The 22887-nt window shown below is 39.2% G+C and carries 24 protein-coding genes; 18 read left to right on the forward strand and 6 right to left on the reverse strand.

Going from position 1 to position 22887, the window contains the following annotated elements; all coding sequences use genetic code 11:
• Window positions 1-37: 37 nt before the first annotated feature.
• From hflX to glnA, 4 genes are all read left to right on the forward strand, one after another.
• Entirely contained in the window at window positions 38-1309 is a 1272-nt protein-coding gene (hflX, locus tag H7F25_RS07285) for a GTPase HflX (protein ID WP_061109894.1), read from the forward strand.
• A 6-nt stretch (window positions 1310-1315) separates the two neighbouring features.
• The gene (locus tag H7F25_RS07290) at window positions 1316-2596 is read left to right on the forward strand and encodes a methionine gamma-lyase family protein (RefSeq protein ID WP_122631367.1); all 1281 of its coding nucleotides are present in this window, start codon (window positions 1316-1318) and stop codon (window positions 2594-2596) included.
• A gap of 91 nt (window positions 2597-2687) precedes the next feature.
• Window positions 2688-3098, forward strand: a complete 411-nt coding sequence (locus H7F25_RS07295) for a MerR family transcriptional regulator (RefSeq protein WP_024424081.1) — start codon at window positions 2688-2690, stop codon at window positions 3096-3098.
• Window positions 3099-3158: 60 nt separating this feature from the next.
• Complete coding sequence (glnA, locus tag H7F25_RS07300) at window positions 3159-4493, forward strand: type I glutamate--ammonia ligase (RefSeq protein ID WP_025093273.1); 1335 nt, start codon at window positions 3159-3161, stop codon at window positions 4491-4493.
• Window positions 4494-5537: 1044 nt separating this feature from the next.
• Here the strand turns inward: glnA and H7F25_RS07305 are convergent.
• Window positions 5538-5759, reverse strand: coding sequence for a hypothetical protein (locus tag H7F25_RS07305; RefSeq protein ID WP_247721857.1), 222 nt, complete (start codon window positions 5757-5759; stop codon window positions 5538-5540).
• Window positions 5760-6443: 684 nt separating this feature from the next.
• Here H7F25_RS07305 and H7F25_RS07310 point away from each other — a divergent pair.
• The 9 genes from H7F25_RS07310 (at window position 6444) to H7F25_RS07345 (ending at window position 13301) form a co-directional block, all read left to right on the forward strand.
• On the forward strand, window positions 6444-6929 hold the full coding sequence (locus tag H7F25_RS07310; protein WP_185854418.1) for an SMI1/KNR4 family protein: 486 nt from the start codon (window positions 6444-6446) through the stop codon (window positions 6927-6929).
• 487 nt (window positions 6930-7416) lie between these two features.
• A complete protein-coding gene (locus tag H7F25_RS07315; RefSeq protein ID WP_185854419.1) occupies window positions 7417-7596 on the forward strand; it encodes a hypothetical protein in 180 nt (59 codons plus the stop codon).
• Window positions 7597-7682: 86 nt separating this feature from the next.
• Entirely contained in the window at window positions 7683-8027 is a 345-nt protein-coding gene (locus H7F25_RS07320) for a structural protein (RefSeq protein WP_185854420.1), read from the forward strand.
• Window positions 8028-8094: 67 nt separating this feature from the next.
• Complete coding sequence (locus H7F25_RS07325) at window positions 8095-8346, forward strand: hypothetical protein (RefSeq protein ID WP_185854421.1); 252 nt, start codon at window positions 8095-8097, stop codon at window positions 8344-8346.
• A gap of 458 nt (window positions 8347-8804) precedes the next feature.
• Window positions 8805-9173 carry a nuclear transport factor 2 family protein gene (locus H7F25_RS07330; protein ID WP_024425099.1) on the forward strand — a complete coding sequence of 123 codons (369 nt, stop codon included), beginning with the start codon at window positions 8805-8807 and terminating at the stop codon, window positions 9171-9173.
• Window positions 9174-9551: 378 nt separating this feature from the next.
• The gene (locus tag H7F25_RS07335) at window positions 9552-10643 is read left to right on the forward strand and encodes a Rap family tetratricopeptide repeat protein (protein WP_185854422.1); all 1092 of its coding nucleotides are present in this window, start codon (window positions 9552-9554) and stop codon (window positions 10641-10643) included.
• A 2-nt stretch (window positions 10644-10645) separates the two neighbouring features.
• The gene (locus tag H7F25_RS19300; RefSeq protein ID WP_260627233.1) at window positions 10646-10780 is read left to right on the forward strand and encodes a hypothetical protein; all 135 of its coding nucleotides are present in this window, start codon (window positions 10646-10648) and stop codon (window positions 10778-10780) included.
• A gap of 125 nt (window positions 10781-10905) precedes the next feature.
• Window positions 10906-12828, forward strand: coding sequence for a T7SS effector LXG polymorphic toxin (locus tag H7F25_RS07340; RefSeq protein ID WP_185854423.1), 1923 nt, complete (start codon window positions 10906-10908; stop codon window positions 12826-12828).
• On the forward strand, window positions 12828-13301 hold the full coding sequence (locus tag H7F25_RS07345; protein ID WP_185854424.1) for an antitoxin YezG family protein: 474 nt from the start codon (window positions 12828-12830) through the stop codon (window positions 13299-13301). The genes H7F25_RS07340 and H7F25_RS07345 overlap by 1 nt, the downstream gene beginning before the upstream one ends.
• A gap of 282 nt (window positions 13302-13583) precedes the next feature.
• Here the strand turns inward: H7F25_RS07345 and H7F25_RS07350 are convergent, their stop codons facing one another.
• Window positions 13584-14045, reverse strand: coding sequence for a macro domain-containing protein (locus H7F25_RS07350; RefSeq protein WP_185854425.1), 462 nt, complete (start codon window positions 14043-14045; stop codon window positions 13584-13586).
• 228 nt (window positions 14046-14273) lie between these two features.
• Here H7F25_RS07350 and H7F25_RS07355 point away from each other — a divergent pair, with 228 nt between their 5' ends.
• Complete coding sequence (locus H7F25_RS07355) at window positions 14274-14855, forward strand: undecaprenyl-diphosphatase (RefSeq protein ID WP_185854426.1); 582 nt, start codon at window positions 14274-14276, stop codon at window positions 14853-14855.
• Window positions 14856-14906: 51 nt separating this feature from the next.
• Here the strand turns inward: H7F25_RS07355 and H7F25_RS07360 are convergent, their stop codons facing one another.
• Window positions 14907-15278, reverse strand: coding sequence for an iron chaperone (locus tag H7F25_RS07360; RefSeq protein ID WP_185854427.1), 372 nt, complete (start codon window positions 15276-15278; stop codon window positions 14907-14909).
• 541 nt (window positions 15279-15819) lie between these two features.
• Here H7F25_RS07360 and H7F25_RS07365 point away from each other — a divergent pair.
• A complete protein-coding gene (locus tag H7F25_RS07365) occupies window positions 15820-16932 on the forward strand; it encodes a response regulator aspartate phosphatase (RefSeq protein WP_024425110.1) in 1113 nt (370 codons plus the stop codon).
• Window positions 16933-17661: 729 nt separating this feature from the next.
• On the opposite strand, the gene H7F25_RS07370 is transcribed toward H7F25_RS07365, so the two are convergent.
• Window positions 17662-18357 (reverse strand): YoaK family protein, encoded by a 696-nt coding sequence (locus tag H7F25_RS07370; protein ID WP_149126624.1) that lies wholly within the window; start codon window positions 18355-18357, stop codon window positions 17662-17664.
• 67 nt (window positions 18358-18424) lie between these two features.
• Window positions 18425-20257, reverse strand: a complete 1833-nt coding sequence (locus H7F25_RS07375; RefSeq protein ID WP_185854428.1) for a DNA ligase D — start codon at window positions 20255-20257, stop codon at window positions 18425-18427.
• Between the two features lie 115 nt (window positions 20258-20372).
• Here H7F25_RS07375 and H7F25_RS07380 point away from each other — a divergent pair, with 115 nt between their 5' ends.
• A complete protein-coding gene (locus H7F25_RS07380) occupies window positions 20373-21221 on the forward strand; it encodes a non-homologous end joining protein Ku (RefSeq protein ID WP_024425113.1) in 849 nt (282 codons plus the stop codon).
• A gap of 23 nt (window positions 21222-21244) precedes the next feature.
• Here H7F25_RS07380 and H7F25_RS07385 read toward each other — a convergent pair whose 3' ends face one another.
• Window positions 21245-21688, reverse strand: coding sequence for a DUF2188 domain-containing protein (locus H7F25_RS07385; protein ID WP_024425114.1), 444 nt, complete (start codon window positions 21686-21688; stop codon window positions 21245-21247).
• Window positions 21689-21853: 165 nt separating this feature from the next.
• Here H7F25_RS07385 and H7F25_RS07390 point away from each other — a divergent pair, with 165 nt between their 5' ends.
• Together H7F25_RS07390 and H7F25_RS07395 are read left to right on the forward strand one after the other, a co-directional pair.
• Window positions 21854-22327 carry a VOC family protein gene (locus H7F25_RS07390; RefSeq protein WP_051170147.1) on the forward strand — a complete coding sequence of 158 codons (474 nt, stop codon included), beginning with the start codon at window positions 21854-21856 and terminating at the stop codon, window positions 22325-22327.
• Window positions 22328-22375: 48 nt separating this feature from the next.
• On the forward strand, window positions 22376-22789 hold the full coding sequence (locus tag H7F25_RS07395; RefSeq protein WP_024425116.1) for an Rrf2 family transcriptional regulator: 414 nt from the start codon (window positions 22376-22378) through the stop codon (window positions 22787-22789).
• The last annotated feature ends 98 nt before the right edge of the window (window positions 22790-22887 follow it).

Genomic DNA, 22887 nt, shown 5'->3' on the forward strand with positions numbered 1-22887 from the left:
TACTGAAAACTTAAGTACAGAAAGGAAACAACTAACGTTGAATGAACATGAAATGACTGAAAAAGCGATCCTTGTCGGCTGCCAATTGCCGCATGTAACGGATGAACGCTTTCAATACTCAATGGAAGAATTAGCTTCCTTAACTAAAACCGCTGGCGGTGAAGCTGTCAGCGTGATGACGCAGAAGAGAAATAGACAAGACAGTGCAACGTATATCGGGAAAGGGAAAGTAGAAGAACTTGAAGTGCTTTGCGAGGAACTCGAATGTGATGTCATTATTTTTAATGACGAGCTTTCTCCAAGCCAGCTAAAAGCTTTGGCGACTGCTTTAGATGTAAAAATTATTGATCGTACGCAACTGATTTTAGATATCTTTGCAAAAAGAGCCCGTACAAGAGAGGGGAAGCTGCAAATAGAGCTTGCCCAGCTTCAGTATGCCTTGCCGAGACTAAGTGGACAAGGGATCAGCCTTTCAAGACAAGGGGGCGGAATTGGCGCAAGAGGTCCAGGTGAAACAAAACTTGAAACAGACAGACGCCATATTCGAAACCGCATTCATGAAATTAACGGGCAGTTATCTGCAGTCAAAGAACACCGAACAAGATACCGGGAGCGCCGAAAGAAAAATGGTGTGTTCCAAATTGCTATTGTCGGGTATACGAATGCCGGAAAATCAACTTTGTTTAACCAGTTAACAGAAGCGGATAGTCATGAAGAGGATTTGTTGTTTGCGACACTTGATCCAATGACACGTAAGATGACATTAGAATCTGGCTACAGTGTGCTGATTTCAGATACAGTTGGTTTTATCCAAGACCTTCCGACCACACTGATTGCCGCATTTCGTTCCACCCTTGAAGAAGTGAAGGAAGCCGATTACTTGCTTCATGTCATCGACTCTTCTAATGAGGATTATGAAGGGCACGAACGAACGGTTCATGAGCTTTTAGAAGAATTAGAAGCGGACCGTATTCCGATGCTGACTGTTTATAACAAGGAAGATCAAATTAGACCAGATTTCATCCCATCTTCAAAGCATCGCCACATCTTAATCAGTGCTAAGCGCAAGGAAGATGTAAAAAGGTTAAAAGCGGATATTATGGCTGAGCTGAAAAAAGCCTTTTTAAAGCCATATCATGTAAAGATTCCAGCGCATGAAGGCAAGCTCATCTCCGCATTAAAATCAGATACGCTTGTGGAATCACTAGAATTTCAAAAAGAAGCAGAGATATATGACATCACCGGATATAGTGGTGAGGATCAGACCATTTTAGGTCAAATCAAGAAGTATATGTTGGAAAGGAATTAAATCAAGATGTTTCACACATTAAAACACGGCAGTATTTTAGAAAAAGCAGCAGCAGAAACAGAACAAGAGATTTTACACGTGCATCAGCAAATTGATCAAAAGAGCGAACAAAATGAGTGGCGGGTGCTTGAAAGCTATCGAAAGCACAAAGTCAGTGACTCCCACTTTAATCCGACGACTGGATATGGCTACGATGATATGGGGAGAGACACATTAGAAAAGATTTATGCGGATGTCTTCGGCGGAGAAAGCGGGCTTGTGCGTCCGCAAATCATTTCCGGCACACACGCGATTTCCATTGCCTTATTTGGTGTGCTGAGACCTGGCGATGAATTGATCTATATGACGGGAAAACCATACGATACGCTAGAAGAAATTGTCGGGATTCGCGGGAAAGAAGGGACAGGCTCATTAAAAGACTTCCAGATTGACTACAAAGCCATTGATTTACGACAAGATGGATCCGTCGATTATGAGAAAGTTAAAGAGTCAATTTCCTCTAAAACAAAAGTCATCGGCATTCAGCGTTCGAAAGGCTATGCGTCAAGACCCTCCTTTACTATAGAAGAAATTGAGCAAATGATTTCATTTGTGAAAGAGATAAATGAAGAAATCATTGTGTTTGTAGATAATTGTTATGGTGAATTTACTGAATTACAAGAGCCATGTCATGTCGGAGCTGACCTCATGGCCGGTTCACTCATTAAAAACCCAGGCGGAGGCCTTGCCAAAACAGGCGGTTACATCGTTGGAAAAGAAAAATGGGTAGAAGCTTGCTCTTATCGAATGACTTCTCCAGGCATCGGCAGTGAAGCGGGTGCATCGCTGTATGCGCTCCAAGAAATGTATCAAGGCTTTTTCTTGGCGCCGCATGTTGTAGCTCAAAGTTTAAAAGGCGCAGTGTTTACGGCTCGTTTTCTTGAGAAGCTCGGATTCCAAACAAACCCGGCGTGGAATGCGAAAAGAACGGATTTGATTCAATCAGTCGAATTTGGGGATCCTAAAAAAATGATTGCGTTCTGTCAGGCAATCCAGTATGCATCTCCTATTAACAGTCACGTCACACCACATGCAAGCTATATGCCAGGCTACGAAGACGATGTCATTATGGCAGCGGGCACCTTTGTACAAGGAGCTAGTATCGAATTATCAGCCGATGGTCCGATCAGACCGCCTTATACTGCCTACGTTCAAGGCGGACTCACGTATGCCCATGTGAAAAATGCGATTTGCAGTGCTGTCGATGCCTTATTGGAACAAGGCTTTATTGAAGTACCTGCTCAATAAAAAAATCCATGTTAATATTCCTAACATCTTGTTGACACATAATATAACATGACATATAATAAATTTAAGCAAAGAGGAGGAGACAGTTGAGATGAGTGATAACATTCGCCGCTCAATGCCTTTATTCCCAATTGGGATTGTCATGCAGCTAACAGAATTATCTGCAAGACAAATTCGCTATTATGAGGAAAATGGTTTAGTATTTCCAGCAAGAAGTGATGGAAACCGCCGATTATTTTCTTTTCATGATGTTGATAAATTACTAGAAATTAAAAACCTCATCGAACAAGGTGTAAACATGGCAGGAATCAAAAAACTTTTTGCCAAAGCTGAGGCAGAAAATCCATCGTCTGATACAAAGACGGAGGAAAAAGCTGCAGCTAAGCACAACTTGACAGATGATGAACTCAGGAAGCTACTGAAGAAAGAACTCATTCAGGCTGGACGTTTCCAACAAGGAACGACCTTTAGGCAGGGGGATATGTCAAGGTTCTTCCGTTAACCAATTAGCAAAAGCATTGCTATACACATTTTACCTTTTGTAGGGGAGGAGTTTTACGAAATGGCAAAGTACACAAGAGAAGATATCGTAAAATTAGTAAATGAGGAAAACGTAAAGTACATCCGTCTGCAATTTACAGACATTCTCGGAACGATTAAAAATGTTGAGATTCCTGTGAGCCAGTTAGAAAAAGCTCTCGATAACAAATGTATGTTTGACGGTTCATCTATTGAAGGATTCGTACGTATCGAAGAATCAGATATGTATCTATACCCAGATCTAAACACATTTGTTATTTTCCCTTGGACAGCAGAAAAAGGTAAAGTTGCACGCTTTATTTGTGACATTTATAAGCCAGATGGGACACCATTTGATGGAGACCCGCGTAACAACTTAAAGCGTATCTTAAAGGAAATGGAAGAACTAGGATTTAGTGATTTCAACCTTGGACCTGAGCCAGAATTCTTCTTATTTAAATTAGATGAAAAAGGCGAGCCAACGCTTGAACTAAACGATAAAGGCGGATACTTTGACCTTGCGCCAACAGATCTAGGCGAAAACTGCCGCCGTGATATCGTGCTAGAGCTTGAAGAAATGGGCTTTGAAATTGAAGCATCTCACCACGAAGTAGCACCAGGGCAGCATGAAATTGACTTCAAATATGCAGGCGCGATCCGTTCTTGTGATGACATTCAAACGTTCAAACTCGTTGTCAAAACCATTGCGAGAAAGCATGGTCTTCATGCGACATTCATGCCAAAACCATTGTTCGGTGTAAACGGATCTGGTATGCACTGTAACCTATCATTATTCAAAAATGGTAAAAACGCATTCTTTGATGAAAAAGCAGATTTACAATTAAGCGAGACTGCTAGACACTTTATCGCAGGTATCGTCAAGCACGCAACAAGCTTTACAGCGGTCACAAACCCAACTGTAAACTCTTACAAGCGTCTTGTACCTGGCTATGAAGCACCTTGCTATGTGGCTTGGAGTGCACAAAACCGCAGCCCATTGATCCGTATCCCGGCATCACGCGGCATCAGCACACGCGTAGAAGTACGCAGCGTAGACCCATCTGCAAACCCATACCTTGCACTAAGCGTATTACTTGCAGCAGGTCTTGACGGAATCAAAAACAAACTAGAAGCACCAGCACCAATCGACAGAAACATCTATGTCATGGACAAAGAAGAGCGCCTTGAAAACGGCATCGCTGACCTTCCTGCAACACTTGCAGAAGCACTCGAGCTGCTAAAATCAAACGAAGTCATGATCAACGCACTAGGCGATCACCTATTCGAGCACTTCATCGAATCAAAAGAAATCGAATGGGATATGTTCCGCACCCAAGTACACCCATGGGAACGCGATCAGTATATGTCTCAGTATTAATAATAAAAACCCCTTGGAGCCATTGGCTTCAGGGGGATTTTATTTTTGTGGGTGTTTCTAATATTTCAAAATGAAGGAGCTATCATCCACAATTCACCCACAAAAAAGGCGACTTTCAAATTTCAACGAAGGTCTCACAAAAGTATTCAAAACCTTGCTGAAATGATTGGTACGAAGTCCAAGTGGAGCGATATTCTCCGCTATATTTGCAAATGCAGAGCGTCTAATTATAAATTATCAGAGTAGATCACAGTGGTGTAGTTCACATTGCTGATCATGAGCCGGAACAGTTAGAGGATGAATTGAGCTTACCTGCAGAAAAAATAAGATTAAAGAAAAATTCCATAAAAATTGAACGTAAAGTGGAGGGGTTGAAATCAGGATCAGATTAACGAAGGTAAACCGATGCAGACTGAAGAAACATATGATAATAATTTAGATTCCAGATTTCTCTCATAGTGTGAAAGACGATTCTGGCGGGAATGATCAAAAAGAAGAGGAAGCTTATGTACTTAAAGTATCTGAAGATGCTGATTGATCTGTCTTTAGATTTAAGGGATTTGCAAAGTCTTCAAGGCAAATAAAAAAAGCGAAGACTACAGATTTAATGAATATATATAATTCATTATAACACGGGAAGCTTTGTGCACATGAATAATCCTTACAAACTTACAAATTCAACCATTTTCATTTATAACTTTATGACCAAAGGAGTAGTGAAAGCATTATTCTAGATGATCATTCCAACCAAGCGTTTTTAGCTGAAGCACCTATTTACGGGAAAACGGATATCACTACACGCGAAGGCCAGTTCACAAATTTAAATTAATCGAGTTCACACAAAATAAAATAGCAGGAGCTTCCTCCTGCAGGTAACAGTCAAAAATTAGTCATTTGCTAATGATTCTGAAATTATTAAAACAGGCATAGTGATGGCAGCTATATATTTTCAAATTAGCTAATTAAAAATGAGATAGGAGGGTCATCCTCCTATCTCTTAGATATTTTTAAAATCAACATTGATATTTGCCTGTCCGAGTACCATCACCCTTTTATGCATCTTTTAGGACCAAAGAGACCGAAACATTTGATAGGTTTTTTGTGTGTATTGGCTTTTAGATGAATAGTTTTCAACTCAGCTTGAGGAGTTATTACCTTTTGACTCATCTTGCTGTCTGCATTAGAAGGTGAAGCGAATGCAGGAGATGCAGAAACAAGTAAAGCAAAGGATAATGCGGAACAAATTAAAACTTTTTTTAATCTCATTTAAAACACTCCATAGTTTATTTTTTACATACCTAATTATCCTATATTTTATAAAAAATTCAAGGATTTTTTTGTAAAAATAAGAACAGTTTTCAGATTTAGATAGATTATAAGAAAATTTCAATATGAACTTTCAAGGAGTGATAGGCTGAAATCTGAACAATTGTGTTTACTACCAGGGATCGATGAGAAACAAGTCCGAAATGCTCTGATCAAGGAGCTAAAGGTTTATAGGGCCCTGAAGGTGAAGGAGGATAACAAAAAGGAACAAGAGGCAAACGATGCTACAGGCCTGTTTCCTTCTCTTAGAAATCAGGAAGTTTTTAAATGAACTAAAGATGCGGGAAATAGAAAGAGCACTTGAAAACAGCCTAGATGAAATTGAGCAATATTATAAATAAATTGGAAAAGGAGTATCGGAATGAAGAGATTTGCTTATTCGATTTTCTTTATGGTTGTTCTGTTGACGGCATATTTGTAGGAGATGCGAAATAAATATATCAAATGGTATATTGGTAAATACACAGATCCTAAATGGGATTGGTCTGGTTTAGACATTCACCATGTTATACCTTTAGAATATGGTGGAGATAATAAAATGGGTAATTTATATGCACTCACAAGAACGCTGCATCAACAAGAGGTTTCTCCTTGGTGGAGAGGATATAGATAGAAGGTGAAAGATTGAGTAGGATCGTGCAGATATTAGAAAAGCTTGAAAATCAATTAGATGAGAAGAACATCATCAAATTCTCGGTAGACGGTGAAGTCTATGAAAAGTGCTGTACCTTCAATGCCCCAGCCGATCAAGAAAATATAAAACAATTTGAAAAGAAACATCATACATTGCCTGACGATCTCAAAGAGTTTTTATGTCTACATAATGGCGCAAGAATATTTGAAGACATAGTTTTTGGGAACAAGGTAGGTGGAGGATTACACGTTTTCAGTTTAGAAGAAATCGAATCCGAGTTGTCTAATGATTTTTTTGATCAGGTTGATGGAACAGCTATTGCCGCTCTTTTTGAAGGGTGCTACTTGATACTAAATAAGGAAAATCCCAACCTTTATCTATTTGAAGACGGTTTAGAGTATAGGTTGCTTGACGTAGATTTTGAAACTTTCCTTCAGAAGTATATTGAATCTGAAGGCGATGCGTTTTGGGAATAATAGAACCAAAGTGTCCATCTTTATGGGCACTTTTTTTATTTGCATTGCAGAGAAAGAGCCGAGAAAAAGCCGACAAAAAGGGGGATAAAATGGGGACCTTTTTTCATGCGTGGATCATCGTATGATAGAGACAAGCAAAACGAACGTGAATATTTTGTCCAGAAGGAAGAACCTGCGGACGCTAATCATTGAGCACTTTAAGTGCCTTGGTTAGTGTCCGCTTTTTTTATTGGGAGACGCGTCTTTCCTTTATCAATGGCGTATCTGGATACGGAACAAAGGTGTTGAGGAATGTGGCCATACGAGAGGGACATTCTGAGCCTGGATAGCAGCTGGTCTGCGGCAGCCGTATCGAGGACAGTTTTTCATTTTAATTGATGATTGACTGTACTTGGCATCCTCTCGGAGTGTAGTCATCATTGCAAAATCAAAATCTATTTAAGCGAATAGCGTAAGGTGGTGCTTATTCGGCAAGGAGAGTATGAACATGAAGATCAGGGATTCTGTTTCTAAAGAGACATTAAAGCAATTTAAAAGCATTGCTCCTGGTTCTAATAGTAAGAAGAGCGATGCTGATCCGATAACAAAGCGAGATTGGGAAGAAATCATGGGAACGAGACGCGAAACGTATCAAAGACAAGGCGGCCGTATCCGGAGGAAACCCTAATGGGAACAGTCGTATTTTGGGTGTATGGCTGCACGTGCTTTGGTGAGGGATAGGAGCGCAAAAATATAAAAAGGGAGATGATGAGCATGGCATCAGGATTTGGAGTGTCGGCGAACCCGACAAAAGCTAATCACAAAATTGGAGAGGATAAGGTCGTACGAATTGCAGTACAAAACCACAATGACTTTAGTGCTGGTCCCAACCTTATTCCACAAAGAAAGGTTAATGGAAAGTGGGAGACAATAAAAACAAATTCCCGGAACCCCCTTAACCCAGGTGAAAAACTTTATGATCAATTTGACATCAAAGAGTCATTTTGTAACAAAAAAGGTACTTATCGCTTTAGAGTGGATGTAGAACGTTACGACAAAAAGGGCAATCATGTTGCAACTCTTGGAACATTCTACACTAGCGAATTTTACATTAAATAGAACCAATTTAGTGAACACCTGAAAATTTCCAAATCACCTCCGATATATTTTTAGGAGGTGATTTCTTATGAATGAAATTAACGAAACCAACGAATTTACATCATTTGAACAGAGTAAATACATCGAGATTTATTTGAAACAATTTAGGAAAAAGCTGCATAAAGCAACTATTAATCAACAAACAGCATTTAAAGAGAAAATAAAAAAGCAGTATAATAGAAAAGAAATTCAAATGCTTTTGGGTAGGACTGAAGATATTATAGAGAATAAGAAATCTAATAAGCATTACATTTATGCAACAAATAAACCTAATAATTGACTAGACTTTGCTAGAACGATTGGTATTATTAGCTTGTCGCTCTCTTGAGGAGTGTGGATTGAAAGAAACTATATCTTTAAAGTTAAGAAGAGCCAATGATGTAATTATCATTGGCTCTTTTCTTTTAACGGAATTTAAGTTACCTAAAATCCGAATGGGATAACAGAATTTAAGTTACCTAAATAAAGGGGTGTGTTCTTTACAAGAGCACCCCTTTTTCGTATAGGCGAGGGGCTTGGCACGCCCCCAAGCTTAAACGAGAGCGCGGCAGCTTCACATTCTCCTTATACATTACTTGGTACACCGCTAATATAACAAGGCTTTAAAGTGCACCAATAAAGCGAATGAGTGTAGAATGACATAAATTCCAACCAAGAACCTTTTTTTGTTCATTTTGTTATAATAGATTCAAAACACTAGTTAAGAACTGCGCTTAATTAAAAAATAGAGGAGTACTTATGAAAGAAGAAATTATAAAAGAATATTTCTTTATGTGGGTAACTAGAGATTTTACGTTTTTAGATACGTATTTTTCTGATGATATTATCTACCGCGAATGTTATGGAGCAATGTATGTGGGTATAGAAGAAGTCCATTTGTGGATCAAAAAAATGTTACTGAAGCAAGTTGTCTTAGAATGGAAGATAAAAAATATTCATCAAGTAAATGATACCTTATTTTTTGTAGAATGGTATTTTAAAGCAAAAGAAGAACAACTTTATTCATTTGATGGTATATCAAAGATTAGATTTGATGGAAATAAAATCCGATTAATAGAAGAGTATGAAGCTAAACATGAAACTTTTAGACCGTGTAAGATTGATTAAAGATGTCCAGGGACAAGAACATCAATTACATACACTTAAAACTGATACGATGTGAGGTTAAACACGGTTGAGGGATACTCCGTATGAATGGTACAGAAAATTGTCCAGGGACAAATTTGCTCCGTTTATTAAAGATTGTCGAGGGACAAGAACATGGTCCCCATTGAAGTCGCTATTTTAGCGGCTTTTTATTTTATCGGTACAAGTTCTTGTCCCGATTGCCGGAATGCGAAAAGAACATGTTACTATTGCCAATTAGTCATATGTTTGCATTTTGCGGGATACCGAAAACTTTTAAAATGAACACCTTGGCTTTACATATGTTGTAAATGTCATGTTAAAATTATACAAAGGAAATGATTGCAAGGGGGTAATGGGATGTCGAATTTGATTTCTTCTGTAGATGTAGCAAACACGCTCAACAAATGGTATTTACATATTAAAAAGAGGGAAGTTTCACAAGCAGTAGAGCTGAGGGATGAGATTCAAGAAATGTTAGGCGAAATGGAAGAAAATCAAGATGTGTTACTCTATTTCAATATTCTTGATTACAGATTTAAGGTACTGATGGAAGATTTAGTGGGGCAACCAACAATAACAGAAAGTGAAAGAGTCAAAACAGATGACATGCTAAGGTTTTACTTTTATCTTTTCAAAGGTATGTATGAGAGTGCAAAGAATAACTATTCAGAAGCCCTAGTCCTATTCAGAGTAGCTGAGAGACAGTTGGACAAGGTACATGATGAAATTGAAAAGGCTGAGTTCCATTATAAAATTGGCACGCTCTACTATTTCAATAAAGTCACGCTTCTTTCTCACCATCATCTACAAACAGCAAAGGACATCTACAAAGGTCATGAAGGCTACAGCATACAGACCATAAACTGTAATATGTTGTTGGCACTGAATTTGATTGATGACGGTAGACTAGACAAAGCTGAACGGATGCTTTTGGATTGTGTCGATAGACTGATTGAAAAGAATGATAAGAGATTGTTAGCGTTGGCTTATTATGATTTGGGATTTCTTAAAATTCAGGATGACCAACATATAGAAGCAATTGAATATTTCAACAAAGCAATTTCCGCAGATGATCTAAAACAGTCAGCTCCTGTTTCATACTTACAATGTGCGTATGAATTTGCAAGATCAAGCTACAAATCAAATCAGATGGATCAGGCAATAAGTTGGGTTGCTGAGGGGAAAAGCTTCTCTAAAGAACAGCAAAACACAAACTTTATTTTGAAATTCAATATCCTTGAGAAATGTTATACAACACCACGGGAAAGCTATGAGGACATCAAGAAAGGGCTATGTCTTTTGGAAGAAAGAAAAGCATATGTTGATATAGAGGCTTTAGCTCCTGATGTTGCCTCCATTTATAAGAAGTTAAATCTTTATGAAGAAAGTAACTACTTCTTGGAATTGGCTTTGAAATCTTGTACGCTTATAGGAAAGGAGGTCATATGATCATGAAAAAAATAATGATGATGATTACTACCGCTTTGCTATTAGGTGCAATTCTTGGAATGCCTGCTGGACAACAAACTCAGGCAGATGCTAAAAATGAGGTAGTGTTGCTTTTCTCTAGAGGTGCAGGGTCATAAAAGGGATAAGATTTAATCCACCACTACGGAGGATAATTGGTTAAAAAACGATAAAGTGGATTAAAGTGTAAGACTCCTTATGGTATTCTAGTAAAAGAATACGCCATAAAAGGAGTCTTTTTTATATGAAAATATTAGATGCTCCATCTTTACTATCAGCTGTCGAACAAAGGTCAAAAGCCTATCAGGAGCTTCGAGACGAAATGCAGCATGTGAAAATAGCATTAAAAAGTGTGTCGGGATTAGGTGATGAATTTACTGGAAAAGGTGCAGACAATATCAAAGCCTTTTATGAGGATCTTGCGCTTTACGCAGACACTTATCTTGACTTTATCGATATGCAAAAAGCGTTTTTAGATGGGGTAAAAGGAAAGCTTGATGATGAATCGTTAGGCGGGAGTACATTTATTGATGAGCATTTCTTAGACGCTCAACTGAAACAAGGGATTCAGAATAATAAAGATATGGTCAAGGAACAAAAAGAAGCCCTATCCACTATTTTTGATGACATCAGTGATCTCATAGAACTGAATGTATTTTCAAGTAAAGAGGTCAATGAGCATTTAGATGATGCGAACAAAAAAAGAAAAGAGGCAATTGATGCTGTACATAAATTAGATCATGCCCTAAAAACAGAATACGCAAAATCAGAAGCGATTGAGAAACATCTTACAACCTTTTATACAAAAATGATGGCTGCTACAGGAAAAGGGAAAAATGCGCAGCCCATGTATTACGATGCAAAAGCATTTCATGAGACAGATGTGTACAAGAATCATGATAAAATCGATGCACAGGTGAAAGCATATTTAAAGGTGAAAAAAGAAGAAAAAGAGAAACGAAGAATCAAAGAATTGAAAGAAAAACTCAACGATCCTTCGTGTATGTCAGAAGCGAAATACTTTGAGATTGTAGACGAAATTGGATATGAGAATCTTTCTTACGATCAAAAAATGTATTACAGCCAGCTTCTCCAGATCAAAGCGCAGGAAGAAGCATCAGAGGGGTTCGTTGATGTTGTAAAAGGTGCAGCAGTTGGTCTATATGATGTGGCCAAAGATACAGTAGTTGGCATCTACGATCTTGTGACAGATCCTGGAGGTGCCGTTGAATCGGTCGTAACGGCAGTTTCACATCCAATTGAAACATCGAAAGCGATTGGAAAGTCGATTTCAGACTCATTCCAAAAAGAAGTCATCGATGGTGATGCATATTCTCGATCACACTGGTTCGCCTATGCGACTGGTTCTCTAGCAGAAATCGTCTTTGGCTCTAAAGGGGCAGGTGCCATTACAAAAACGGGGACAACAGCGGCAAAAACAACGGTGAAGAAAGGGCTTGAACAAGGAGCAAGATCATTAGACAATGTCTCTATTCCGAATCTATTGCCATACTCACCAAAGTTTCAAATGGCTGGCGGCCCGAAGCTGCCGTATAACGTGTTTGACGGAGAAAATCTCAAAAATAAACTCCTCTCTATGGCAAAGCGTCTAGACAACAATTCAGGATATGGCATCTCTAAGACAGGCAGACGATTACCGGCACCAAAATCACCACCAACCGTTGTCAGTTACGGAGATCACTATGTGAGATGGAATCGTAAAAAAGTATTAAAACCGAATATCGTTTATTCAACAAAGCAAGGCTACACCTACACAACGGATCACTACGGACGTATTGTCAAAGTCGAAGCAAGTGATTTAAAATACGGAGAGGTTAAAAGAAACCAATATGCCCAATCCAATTCAGGAAAGCCGGATCGATTACTAGATGATGATGGAGGTCACTTGATTGCAACTATTTTTAAAGGTTCAGGGGATATTGATAATCTTGTGCCAATGAATGGAAATTTAAATAAAGGTGAATGGAAAAAGCTTGAGAATGCATGGGCTGATGCTCTTCAAAATGGTGATCAGGTTAAAGTAAAGATAACACCTAACTATAAAGCTGATTCTCTACGTCCAGAAACTTTTGATATTAAGTATAAAATTGGTGATGATGAGTGGGAAATCAGACGATTCGATAATGTGTATGGAGGGAAAAAATAATGAATGAAGAAGAACTAGAATATGTATACAAACAGATAGTTGATATTGTAGTTAAGACAATACCTGTCAATTGGATAAAGGTGTATTTATATGGTGAAGTAGTTGAAGGTTCACAGACTGCTTACTTTTATTTTTTACCTAAGGAAAATGATGATCAGCCGATCTATAGTCATGAGATCACTGAATTGTTTGAAGTGAGTGAACATGAATACAGAGAAAGATGGCATCAATTAGTTGACTGTATCCAAGAACTTAGGAGAGCGTTTGAACAAAGTGGTCAAGAGCCTTGGACAAATTTCACAATGATATTTAATGAAACGGGACATTTTAATATAGAATTTAATTATGATGATCTTTCGAATACAAACCCTCATGAAAGAAAAACCATTTGGAAATATAATCATCTAGGTATTATACCTAAAAGTAATTCTGGTAAAAAACATTTAGAAAAATATCTTTCTACATTGGAGTAACTTTTGAATTTTTTAAGAAGATGTTATAAATTTCATTTTGATAGATTATAGAAATAAAAAATAGAGAACTAATTGAGAGCACCATTCCAAGCAGAAATGGTGCTCTTTTTAAATAATAACTCCTTTTATTCAATAACAAAACAGACACATGTAATGACAAAATAAAAATATTGATTGTGATTGGAATCAATTGTTATTGATTAGCATGTCAAAGAAACCGATCAACGAAAGCAAAAAGATCGAAAAACAAATTCCTCTTCTAATTTCATTATTCATTTCCCTCTATCTAAACCGATAAACCGTCACTTCACAATCACCCAGCACCTCTTCAATCATCTCTTCCACAATCGTCCAATCGCCGCCAGCCAATCCGCAGCCGATCCCGTATGGAATAGCGATGGACGTTTGGTTTTTCTCTTCAGGTGATTGTGTCACTGTATCCTTTAGGTGTTGAAAGCAGCTGCGTAAGGCATCGTAGTCTGTTTGCTTTCTTGTTCTTCCGTATCCAGCTTGGGCAAATAAGTTGGCAATTGTTTTTCCGTCTTTTGTTGTGATGAGTTGAACGGAGCTTAACAAGTCATCTCCTTGTTCTGTACATAACTGTTTATAATCTTTGAACACATTCGGATATTTGCTTTTGATCTGTTTTGCTAATCCAGCTCCCATGACTCCTTTACAGTTCACTTGGTGACAAATGATGTCTTCGCTTGCCTCTAATATATTGCCGTCTACCGTTTTGATCATATGCAGTAACCCCTTTTTGATAAAATGCAAACTTATGTTCTATTATAACAGTTTTGTTCCTGTGATTTAATAGCCTTTGATGAGTTTTTAGTTAGTACACGATGTTCAGGTGACAGCAAAGTGACAAACATGTCATATGATTCCATGGTTTGTTCGTTCGATCGATGGAGGCAGACATCTCATTTCAATTATCCTTATCGTAAATCAAGTAAAAAGGGATGAAATGAGATGCGGGGACTTAATGAAGATTTATTTAGGCGGGTGAATGAGCTCAGTATCGATTATGGTTACTTGAATCCAATATTTATTGGACTAGCTGAATATACAGTGCTGCTGGCAGCGCTCGTGTGTCTGTTCGTATGGTTTCAAAATCGCAGCAGGTACAATAGGGCGATGGTCGTTTCTGCCGGACTGACCTTCGTACTCGCCGAGTTACTTGGGAAAATCGCTGGGGTGTTTTATTTTAATCAGCAGCCCTTTGCAGAAATGAGCCACGTCAATCTTTTGATTCAAAAGGAAGTGAATAACTCGTTTCCGAGTGATCATACCATCTTTATTTTTTCGATTTGTGTGATCTTTTGGCTGTTTCACAAACGCCATATGTATTGGCTGATCATTGCGTGTGCTGTTGGTTTTTCAAGGATTTGGGTAGGTGTTCATTATCCATTAGATGTCTTAGCAGGAGCTGCTATAGCGTGTTTAACAGCCGTCGCCGTTGTATATTTGCCGATATGCCAAAAGAGCGTTGATGCCCTTTTGTCATGTTATGAATGGCTTGAACAAAAATTGGTAGGGAAGAGAACAAAATAATATTGTTGCAGCAAAATACCCCGATCTGTAAAGCTGAGATCGGGGTACTGTTTATTTTCGCCAAAACGTTGAACAATCCGCTTTGTCTTCGATATTAAATTCGATGATTTTTTTTAGGAGAGGATAATCAACTGGCAAGCTTTCTTTCATGCGAAACAGATTTTTCCCATGATCGTACCCAGCTTGTACAATGTCAGCTGAAAATTGATCAATTCCTTTTGCTTCTGGTGCGACAGAAATGTGATGTTTTGCCACGCTAAACCCAATAATAAATGTGCCGTGATCTGTGAACATGGGCTGATTCCAAGCAATTCTTGCCTCTAATTGAGGGAATGTGTCTTCTACCCATTGTAAGATGTCTTGAGTGCGCTGCTTCAGCTCTGGGTTACCGATTTTGCTGATATATTCTTCAAACACATGCATGATATTTTATCCTCCCAATCCATCTACTTCATAAGCCTCAGACGGGATTCGAACCCGCACTCCTTTCGTAAGCATAGGCTAGGGGCAACACGCTTCCCTACGGAATTTCACCGACAGGAATTTCACCTGTCTCAGCTCATGTGCTTTTCGGTGCTTCTGAAACCCTTGCCTTGCGACCCGCCAGCTACAATTTGTTTTACGGCGCTCTTCCCTTCTAGAGCTACTGAGGCGTGTAAGTGATTGATCATATTATATAAAGAAACTGGATAAATGAAAAGCTGCTATGAACCATCATCAGATTAGAAAGCCTTGACATTGGGCTTTTTTCATTTCATCTCAAGATGTTTATTTTAAAAAAGGCGGAATTTTTTCGCAAATATCATTGACTAGGAGAAAGAAACGCACTTTCAATGGAAACGGTTATTGAAGATTCAAGTGATTCATATTAAAATGATGTCAAATGGACTAATTAGCAATTGCTAATAGAAGTTCCATATTTAGTGAAATATGTGTTGTAGCTGAAGGTGATTGGGGGTGTAGAATGAGCAAAGTTCCTGTTGCGGAATTGGCATCACTATTAAATGACTGGAACATGGAAATCAAAAAAGATCATGCAGATGAGGCAGAACGGTTATTTGCCAAAGCGAAAAAAGCGGTAGAGGAAATTGACGATGCGGATATCCTCATATACTATTCTCTTCTTGAGAAGAGGCATCACATTCTTATGTACAATTTAAGAGGGCAAAAGGGCAATGTTTCAACGAAAAGCATAGAGGGTCATTATGGAAAAAAAGAAGATGACCTGTCTAATCGTCTTGCCTATTATTTTGATTTTTATGAGGGTGTGTATGAGCAGCATCAAGGTAATTATGAGGTTGCATTGCAGATGTATCAAAGTGCTGAAAAGCTCTTAGATAAAATTCCAAGTGAGATAGAACGTGCTGATTTCGATTTTAAAGTGGCATGGCTTTATTACCGGCTCAGTCATATCATGCTCTCATTAAGCTATATCCGCAGAGCGCTGCACGTCTATAAGCGGCACAAGCAGTATGAAAGAAGAACGGCCCTTTCATACTCTCTTATAGCAGCGAATCTAACGGAGATCGGCCGGTATGAAGAGGCGCTTGAGAATTATCGTCTGGCGGAAGAAGTTTTGACAAATGAGCAGGATGATTTTATGCTGGCTCAGCTTCATCACAATGTGGCCATTTTATATTCATTTTGGAATAAACCGAAGGAATCGATACGTCATCTTGAAAAAGCACTGTCCCATCAAGAGTATTATGATTCAGATTTCTTTTTCCATTCTACGTATCTGATCAGCCGGGAACTCTGTGTGATTGGTGAAAAGCAGCGTGCAAGCCAATATATAGAGGCTGCATATGCCAGAATAAAAGATGCTTCTCATGAAGTGTTTCAGCTAAAAATAGGCATCGTACATGATCTTTACTTAACGCATGCGCCACAAAGATTTCAGCAAATTGATGAGAAATTAAGAAAGTTAGAAGAGAAGAATGAATATCATGAAGTAAAAGAGCTATCACAATTTGCAGCAAAATATTGTGAAAAGCAATCACTTTATGAGCAGTCTGTTTTTTACTTGAACAAAAGTTTAGAAGCGGATTTACATATGAAAAGAATGGGGTTGATTTAAGATGAAAACAGGATTAAAAGTATTATTCGTTGTCGGTTTAGCGGTCGCTGCGACTGTTCTATCGCAAAACGTTGCGGGTTCATTCGAAGTTGCAGAAAAAATCATTGGTGGTTAATACCATTTATCTCTCGCCCTTGTTGATGATCGTCAGCAAGGGTTTTTTGTGTTTTAATAGGCTCTTCTTATTAAACGCTGCAAGAACGTTTAATAAGAAGAATTCGCAACAAAGGGGGTGTGCAAATTTATTACCTGCTCCATTATTCTAAATAAACATAGGGCAGAGCAACAAGTTAAAAAGGTCACTTTTCTTTGCTTAATTTAATTTTTTGCAGGACTTTTCATTCAAATTTTATCAAATTGGTCTAATGTACATAGAAGGAAAGAAAAAGCAGGAGCACCGCCCCATTTGTCATGCATATGATTAGATAAGGTCTGATTCGAAGGCAGGTGATTGTATGTATCCACGGGTTTATGGTGGTTTTCATGGAGGCGGTTTTAGCGGAGGCGGGGCACATATTGGGCCGGTTGGTTCCCATATCGGCTTTGGCGGGTATTATTTGAGTCCTGGTGTATTCTCTGGCTTAGGCGGTTTTCCCGGGTACGGAGGATTCGGGACATTTTCTGGATATCCATATGGTTCAACGTTCATCATGGGACGCCCTCCTGGTTTTTATGTCAGGAGTTATTAGTGTAAGATCACAATAATTGAAATAGCCGTCTAAAGAGAGGCTATTTCAATTGGTGAAAGTGCTTCAATCCAGCAGTTATCACAATGATGCCTAGAATGATGATAGGCAGCCATATGATGATAAACGGATCGTAACGATCTGTGTATGCAGCAATAGCTGCACCTAGGCAGTAGAAGACAATAGAGCCTATTCGCATCAAGCTTACAAGCTGGATAGGGGCCTTTCTTTTTTCCCGGTATGATATGCGCTGGGCTGCATCTTCAAATAGGTTAGCAAGTGTACTTGTGAGAACGGTTGTGGAAATGCCAGCAACATTCAATTTACGTGCGGCCGCCGTTTGCATGCCCATAGCCATACTTAAAAGAATGATCAGCATAAAGTAAGCACCTTGTGTATAAGGGAAAATGGTCATGAGAGCAAATAGAAGCAAAATCATCAATTCGATGATAAAAATGCGGGTTACGGCTTTTGGCCAAAACGTTTTCTCGTGATTTCCGCCTATCACCACTGCAAGTAAAACCCCTAAAACGAATCCACTTAGAGCAATGATGGAATGAAGGGCTGTTAGCTGCAAGGAGCTTCCTGCTGCAATGCCAAGCAGCACAATATTACCTGTCATATTGGCTGTAAACACATGCCCTAGGCTTAAATAGCCAATCACATCCACAATTCCTGCGGAAAGACATAAGAAAATCAAAGCTGTATTTCGAAATGAATGTGCGGTCAAAATAGTCATCCCTTTCTTCCTCTCTAATGAATAAGTGTAACGCTTCATGACCGCAAATGTCCATCTGATGAGATGGTCACATGTGTGCAAGCTGATGTAAGACTTGTCTAAAAGCATCATCATTCACAAGGTGCCTCATGCGGCGGAACGGATCGCCCTTTTCCTTTAAACGCTCTATAACAGCCGGCATCGTAAAAAGAGAAGGATGAAGCTCATCATGATAGAGTTCGTCCCATTCAAGCGGTGTCGCAACAAGTCCAAGCTCATTTCCTCTTGGAGAATATGGAGCGATGATTGTTTTCCCAGCATCGTGCTGAATGTAGTCTAAATACAAGCGATTGCCGCGTTTTTTCTTAAGGCGTTCCAGAGTAAAAAGATCCGGTGCTTGCTCACATAAAAATTGGCATATGAACGCGGTGAATTGTCTTGTTTCTTCGTATGTGAAGGCGTTTTTCTTTAAAGGAATATAGACTTGAAGCCCTTTACCTCCGCTTGTTTTAATAAAGGCTGTGAGATAAAGCCCGTCTAAAAGCGTTTTGATTCGTTTAGCCGCTTCTATGGCTAGATGAAACTCATTTACAGATGGGGGGTCTAGATCAAAGACGATTTCTGTCGGCCGATCCGTATCTCTTGTTTCAAAAGGGATATGAAATTCCATCGCCAGCTGGTTGCCAAGCCAAAGAAGTGTACGAGGATCATTACAGACCGTATAAGAAATATCATCAACTTCATCTGTTAAAACAAAATCCGGCGCATAATCAGGTGTCGACTTTTGATAAAAGAATTCGTCTCCAGTGCCATGCGGATACCGAATTAAAGTAAGACGCCTTTCACGTAAAAAGGGCAAAAGGTAGGGAGCCGCTTGTCTTAAATAAAGTAAGTAATCTGCCTTGTTTAGTTGAAGAGCCGGGACAATCGGTTTTTCTGGGTGGGTGACGTCTATAGCAGCAGGGAGTGGATACAGCTGTTTGAGCATTTGCTGAAATGTACATGCTGCTGGATCAGCATCTAGTAAAAAGGAAGAAAAACGCGGCTCTCTTAACGCCGATCCATCAAAGGATATACAAGCAATGCTGGCAACGATAGAAGGAGGGATTTCGTATAAAGATCCTCCTGTTAACTGGCCTTTTGTCTGAAATAGTGTACGCAGCGTTTGTTCTTCTTCTTTAGAAAAACCATGCTTGAATTGGACAACCTCGATGAGAGCCGAATCTTGATAAATGGAACCTTGAAAATAGCCATTTTCTTTGTCAAAACGGGTGACAATGACAGAGACATACCGCCAGTTTTTCATTTTCAGCCATTCTTTTGAACGAGTATTGTCATGCCATTTACTCGACTTTTTTTTCGCTACTAGTCCTTCTGCTAAATACGTCGTCATCACGTTTTTCATGTATTCAGAGTCTGGGTCTGTATGAATGACCTGCAAAAGGGAAGGGTGCTCTAGCTGAACTGAGGAGGGGAGCTTTGCTTCTTGGAATAATTGCTGCAGCTGATTTTTTCTTTCCATCAACGGTGAATCAACGAGAGGTTTCCCTTTGCAGCTTAATAGATCAAACGTAATGAAATGGCATGGAAATCGTTCAGCCTGTCGTTGTATGGCTTCTTTGTTTTTCAGCCTGCCTCTTTGCTGAACCTTCGCAAACTCGCTTTGTTGTTCACTCAGTAAAAAGACCAATTCTCCGTCAAGTGTCAGCGGTAAAAAGGGAGCAAATTGTTCTCTTAATTGTTCGCATTGATCCATCACTTCAGGAAATTGCTTATTTAGCCGTTTTCCGGTCCTGCTTTCTAAACGAATCCCGTCTTCTTCCCATACAAGAATAGCCCGAAAGCCATCATATTTTAATTCATACACCCAGTCTGCACCGGCAGGTATATCATGTGCAGGTGTTAATCGCATAGGTTTCATTGTGCATGTCACTTCCTTATATCATGTGTTCTTAGAGTGGGATGAAATTTTCATTCACATACATAAGTCTGATGAAAACATTACATAGTAAGGAGAAAAGAACGGAGGAATCGCGATGCATACAGTATGGAAAGGCGGCATTAGTTTCGGATTGGTCAATATTCCAGTCAAGCTGTTTACCGCTACAGAGAACAAAGACATTAAATTAAGACAGCTGCATAAAGAGTGTCACACGCCCATTAACTACAAGAAAGTATGTGCCAATTGCGGTGAAGAAGTAGCGCCAGAACAAATTGTGAAGGCGTATGAATATGCGAAAAATAAATTTATTGAATTGGACGATGAAGAACTGGAAAAGCTGCGAAAAGAAAATGAAGAAAAAGCCGTTGAAATCATTGATTTTGTAAAGATTGAGGAGATTGATCCAATCTATTACGAAAGAAGTTACTTCTTATCACCGGATACCGGCGGAGCGAAGGCTTATTCATTATTAAGAAAAGCTTTAGAGGAATCGGGGAAAATTGGTGTCGCTAAGATTATGATTCGCTCAAAGGAGCAATTAGCGATCGTTAGGTGCTATGAACATATTTTGCTGATGGAAACCATTCATTTCCCTGACGAAATTAGACAAGTATCAGATGTGCCGAATATCCCCCAAGAGGAGAACATTGTAAAGAAAGAGTTAGATACAGCGCTCCTTTTAATCGAGCAGCTGACCACAACGTTCGATCCAGCGGCATATCAAGATGAATACAGAGAACAGCTGATGAATTTAATTGGCGATAAAATATCTGGAGAACATACCGTTCAGCCAGAAACGACAGGCAAAAAAGATCCTGCAGCCAATGTGACAGATTTAATGGCCGCACTACAGGCTTCGATCGACCGATCAAAACCAGCCAAAGCGAAAAAAGCAGCACCTAAGAAAAGAAAAACTCCAGCGAAAAAAGAAAAGAATGCTTAAAAAAAGACCGCTGACGAGCGGTCTTATTGCGGTTTTAACACGTCCTGAATCGTCCCGTCTTTTCGATGAATGACAACGGAAGTTCCTTTATTAGCTGAAATCTCCTTTGCCCGGTCAATTGCTTCTTGTTTTGTTTCTTTGACCTCACTTGCTCGTTTCGCTTTCTCTGTTTGAATCGCCCAGCCTTCCTCGTGTTTCACTACATGCTGCGCATGATCCATGAGCTCTGGTCTTGTGGAGCTGCTGCTCTCTGAAGGTTTGACAGAACCATGAGATGAAAAATTCTCTACCTCTTTCTCCGCTGCGTTCTTTTTCCACTCTTTCGCTTGACTGATTGCAATTGGAATGGCTCTATTTTCCTCATAGCCTTCCTGAATCATTTTATTGGCAATCTCAAGCGCTTTTTTTCGAATGACGTTGTCTAATGATTTAAATGAAGCTGGATAATCGTTCATCGTCCAAGGCATATGGACCGCTCCTTTCTGTTATTTTATTTGAACACCTTCCCCCATCTGCAATAAATCAAACATACAATGTCTCTCAAACTAATGTTAGGGATAAAATACATCGTTTTGCTGAGGCAGAATATCATTCATTCACGCAGAATAGAAGATAGAAAAGGAGTGATTTTGATGATGATGAAAGGTTTGTATGAAGCACATTTACCTGTGAGTGACTTGAAGACATCGATTGCGTTTTATGAAAAATTGGAATTGACACTTGCTCATGAAAATGAAAGAGTTGCTTTTTTATGGATTGAGAAAGGAAAGAGCTGGCTTGGACTGTGGAAAGTAGATATAAATGCCTATCCATACCATCCTTCGACTCGTCACGTTGCCTTTCAAATTACAACGTCCAGTATCGAACAGATTAAGACTTGGCTGATTGAAAGAGGCATCAGTATTCACCCAATGTTTGGTTTTTCAGAAGAAAAGCAGCCTTTAGTTCTCGATAATCCGCCGCAATTTCATGCAGCGATCTATTTTCTTGACCCAGATGAGAATCTGCTTGAATGCATTGCCCCGCTTGAACTTGATACAGCAGAAAACTACGATATCATGGCATATGAGGACTGGGACCAAAAGAAAAATCCGTTTATTGATTGACAAAATCACTCATTGTAACTATATTGATTACAACGGTGGTGAAAGATTGTGAAACAAATTAGCAGCAGGTATCCGATTGCTGTTCATATTGTGTCATTTATTGCAGGTGTTCCAAAAGAGTGTACTAGTGATTTTATTGCAGAGAGCGTGAATTCAAATCCAGCCATTGTTCGAAAAATGATGGCAATGCTCAAACGGGCGGGTCTCATTGAAATTCGCCGCGGTGTGGGCGGTGCTTATTTAAAAAGACCGGCTGAGGACATCACGCTGTTAGATGTGTATCGCGCTGTGGATGTAAGCGAGGATAAAGAATTATTTAACTTTCATCAGCCCGTCATCGCATGCCCGATTGGTCAAGCGATGGACACGAGACTTCGGCATGAACTAAAAGAAGCACAAGCTGCACTTGAGAATCACCTAAAGCAAGTGACAATTCAGCAATTATTAACAGAGGCGGAATAAAAAAGCTCGTACTTTAGAGCTTTTTTTACACCTTTGTTGTAACCATTTCGATTATAACGAATGTACATCACCGTTGAACGAAAAATGAGGAGGTCAAC

The organism is Bacillus sp. PAMC28571 (genome assembly GCF_014250435.1).
Classification (GTDB): Bacteria; Bacillota; Bacilli; order Bacillales; family Bacillaceae; genus Bacillus; species Bacillus safensis.

Coding starts and splice junctions, on each gene's coding strand:
- H7F25_RS07290 (WP_122631367.1), top strand. CDS start 1,316: ATGTTTCACACATTAAAACACGGCAGTATTTTAGAAAAAGCAGCAGCA.
- H7F25_RS07295 (WP_024424081.1), top strand. CDS start 2,688: ATGAGTGATAACATTCGCCGCTCAATGCCTTTATTCCCAATTGGGATT.
- glnA (WP_025093273.1), top strand. CDS start 3,159: ATGGCAAAGTACACAAGAGAAGATATCGTAAAATTAGTAAATGAGGAA.
- H7F25_RS07305 (WP_247721857.1), bottom strand. CDS start 5,759: ATGAGATTAAAAAAAGTTTTAATTTGTTCCGCATTATCCTTTGCTTTA.
- H7F25_RS07315 (WP_185854419.1), top strand. CDS start 7,417: ATGAAGATCAGGGATTCTGTTTCTAAAGAGACATTAAAGCAATTTAAA.
- H7F25_RS07320 (WP_185854420.1), top strand. CDS start 7,683: ATGGCATCAGGATTTGGAGTGTCGGCGAACCCGACAAAAGCTAATCAC.
- H7F25_RS07325 (WP_185854421.1), top strand. CDS start 8,095: ATGAATGAAATTAACGAAACCAACGAATTTACATCATTTGAACAGAGT.
- H7F25_RS07330 (WP_024425099.1), top strand. CDS start 8,805: ATGAAAGAAGAAATTATAAAAGAATATTTCTTTATGTGGGTAACTAGA.
- H7F25_RS07335 (WP_185854422.1), top strand. CDS start 9,552: ATGTCGAATTTGATTTCTTCTGTAGATGTAGCAAACACGCTCAACAAA.
- H7F25_RS19300 (WP_260627233.1), top strand. CDS start 10,646: ATGAAAAAAATAATGATGATGATTACTACCGCTTTGCTATTAGGTGCA.
- H7F25_RS07340 (WP_185854423.1), top strand. CDS start 10,906: ATGAAAATATTAGATGCTCCATCTTTACTATCAGCTGTCGAACAAAGG.
- H7F25_RS07345 (WP_185854424.1), top strand. CDS start 12,828: ATGAATGAAGAAGAACTAGAATATGTATACAAACAGATAGTTGATATT.
- H7F25_RS07350 (WP_185854425.1), bottom strand. CDS start 14,045: ATGATCAAAACGGTAGACGGCAATATATTAGAGGCAAGCGAAGACATC.
- H7F25_RS07355 (WP_185854426.1), top strand. CDS start 14,274: ATGCGGGGACTTAATGAAGATTTATTTAGGCGGGTGAATGAGCTCAGT.
- H7F25_RS07360 (WP_185854427.1), bottom strand. CDS start 15,278: ATGCATGTGTTTGAAGAATATATCAGCAAAATCGGTAACCCAGAGCTG.
- H7F25_RS07365 (WP_024425110.1), top strand. CDS start 15,820: ATGAGCAAAGTTCCTGTTGCGGAATTGGCATCACTATTAAATGACTGG.
- H7F25_RS07370 (WP_149126624.1), bottom strand. CDS start 18,357: ATGACTATTTTGACCGCACATTCATTTCGAAATACAGCTTTGATTTTC.
- H7F25_RS07375 (WP_185854428.1), bottom strand. CDS start 20,257: ATGAAACCTATGCGATTAACACCTGCACATGATATACCTGCCGGTGCA.
- H7F25_RS07380 (WP_024425113.1), top strand. CDS start 20,373: ATGCATACAGTATGGAAAGGCGGCATTAGTTTCGGATTGGTCAATATT.
- H7F25_RS07385 (WP_024425114.1), bottom strand. CDS start 21,688: ATGCCTTGGACGATGAACGATTATCCAGCTTCATTTAAATCATTAGAC.
- H7F25_RS07390 (WP_051170147.1), top strand. CDS start 21,854: ATGATGATGAAAGGTTTGTATGAAGCACATTTACCTGTGAGTGACTTG.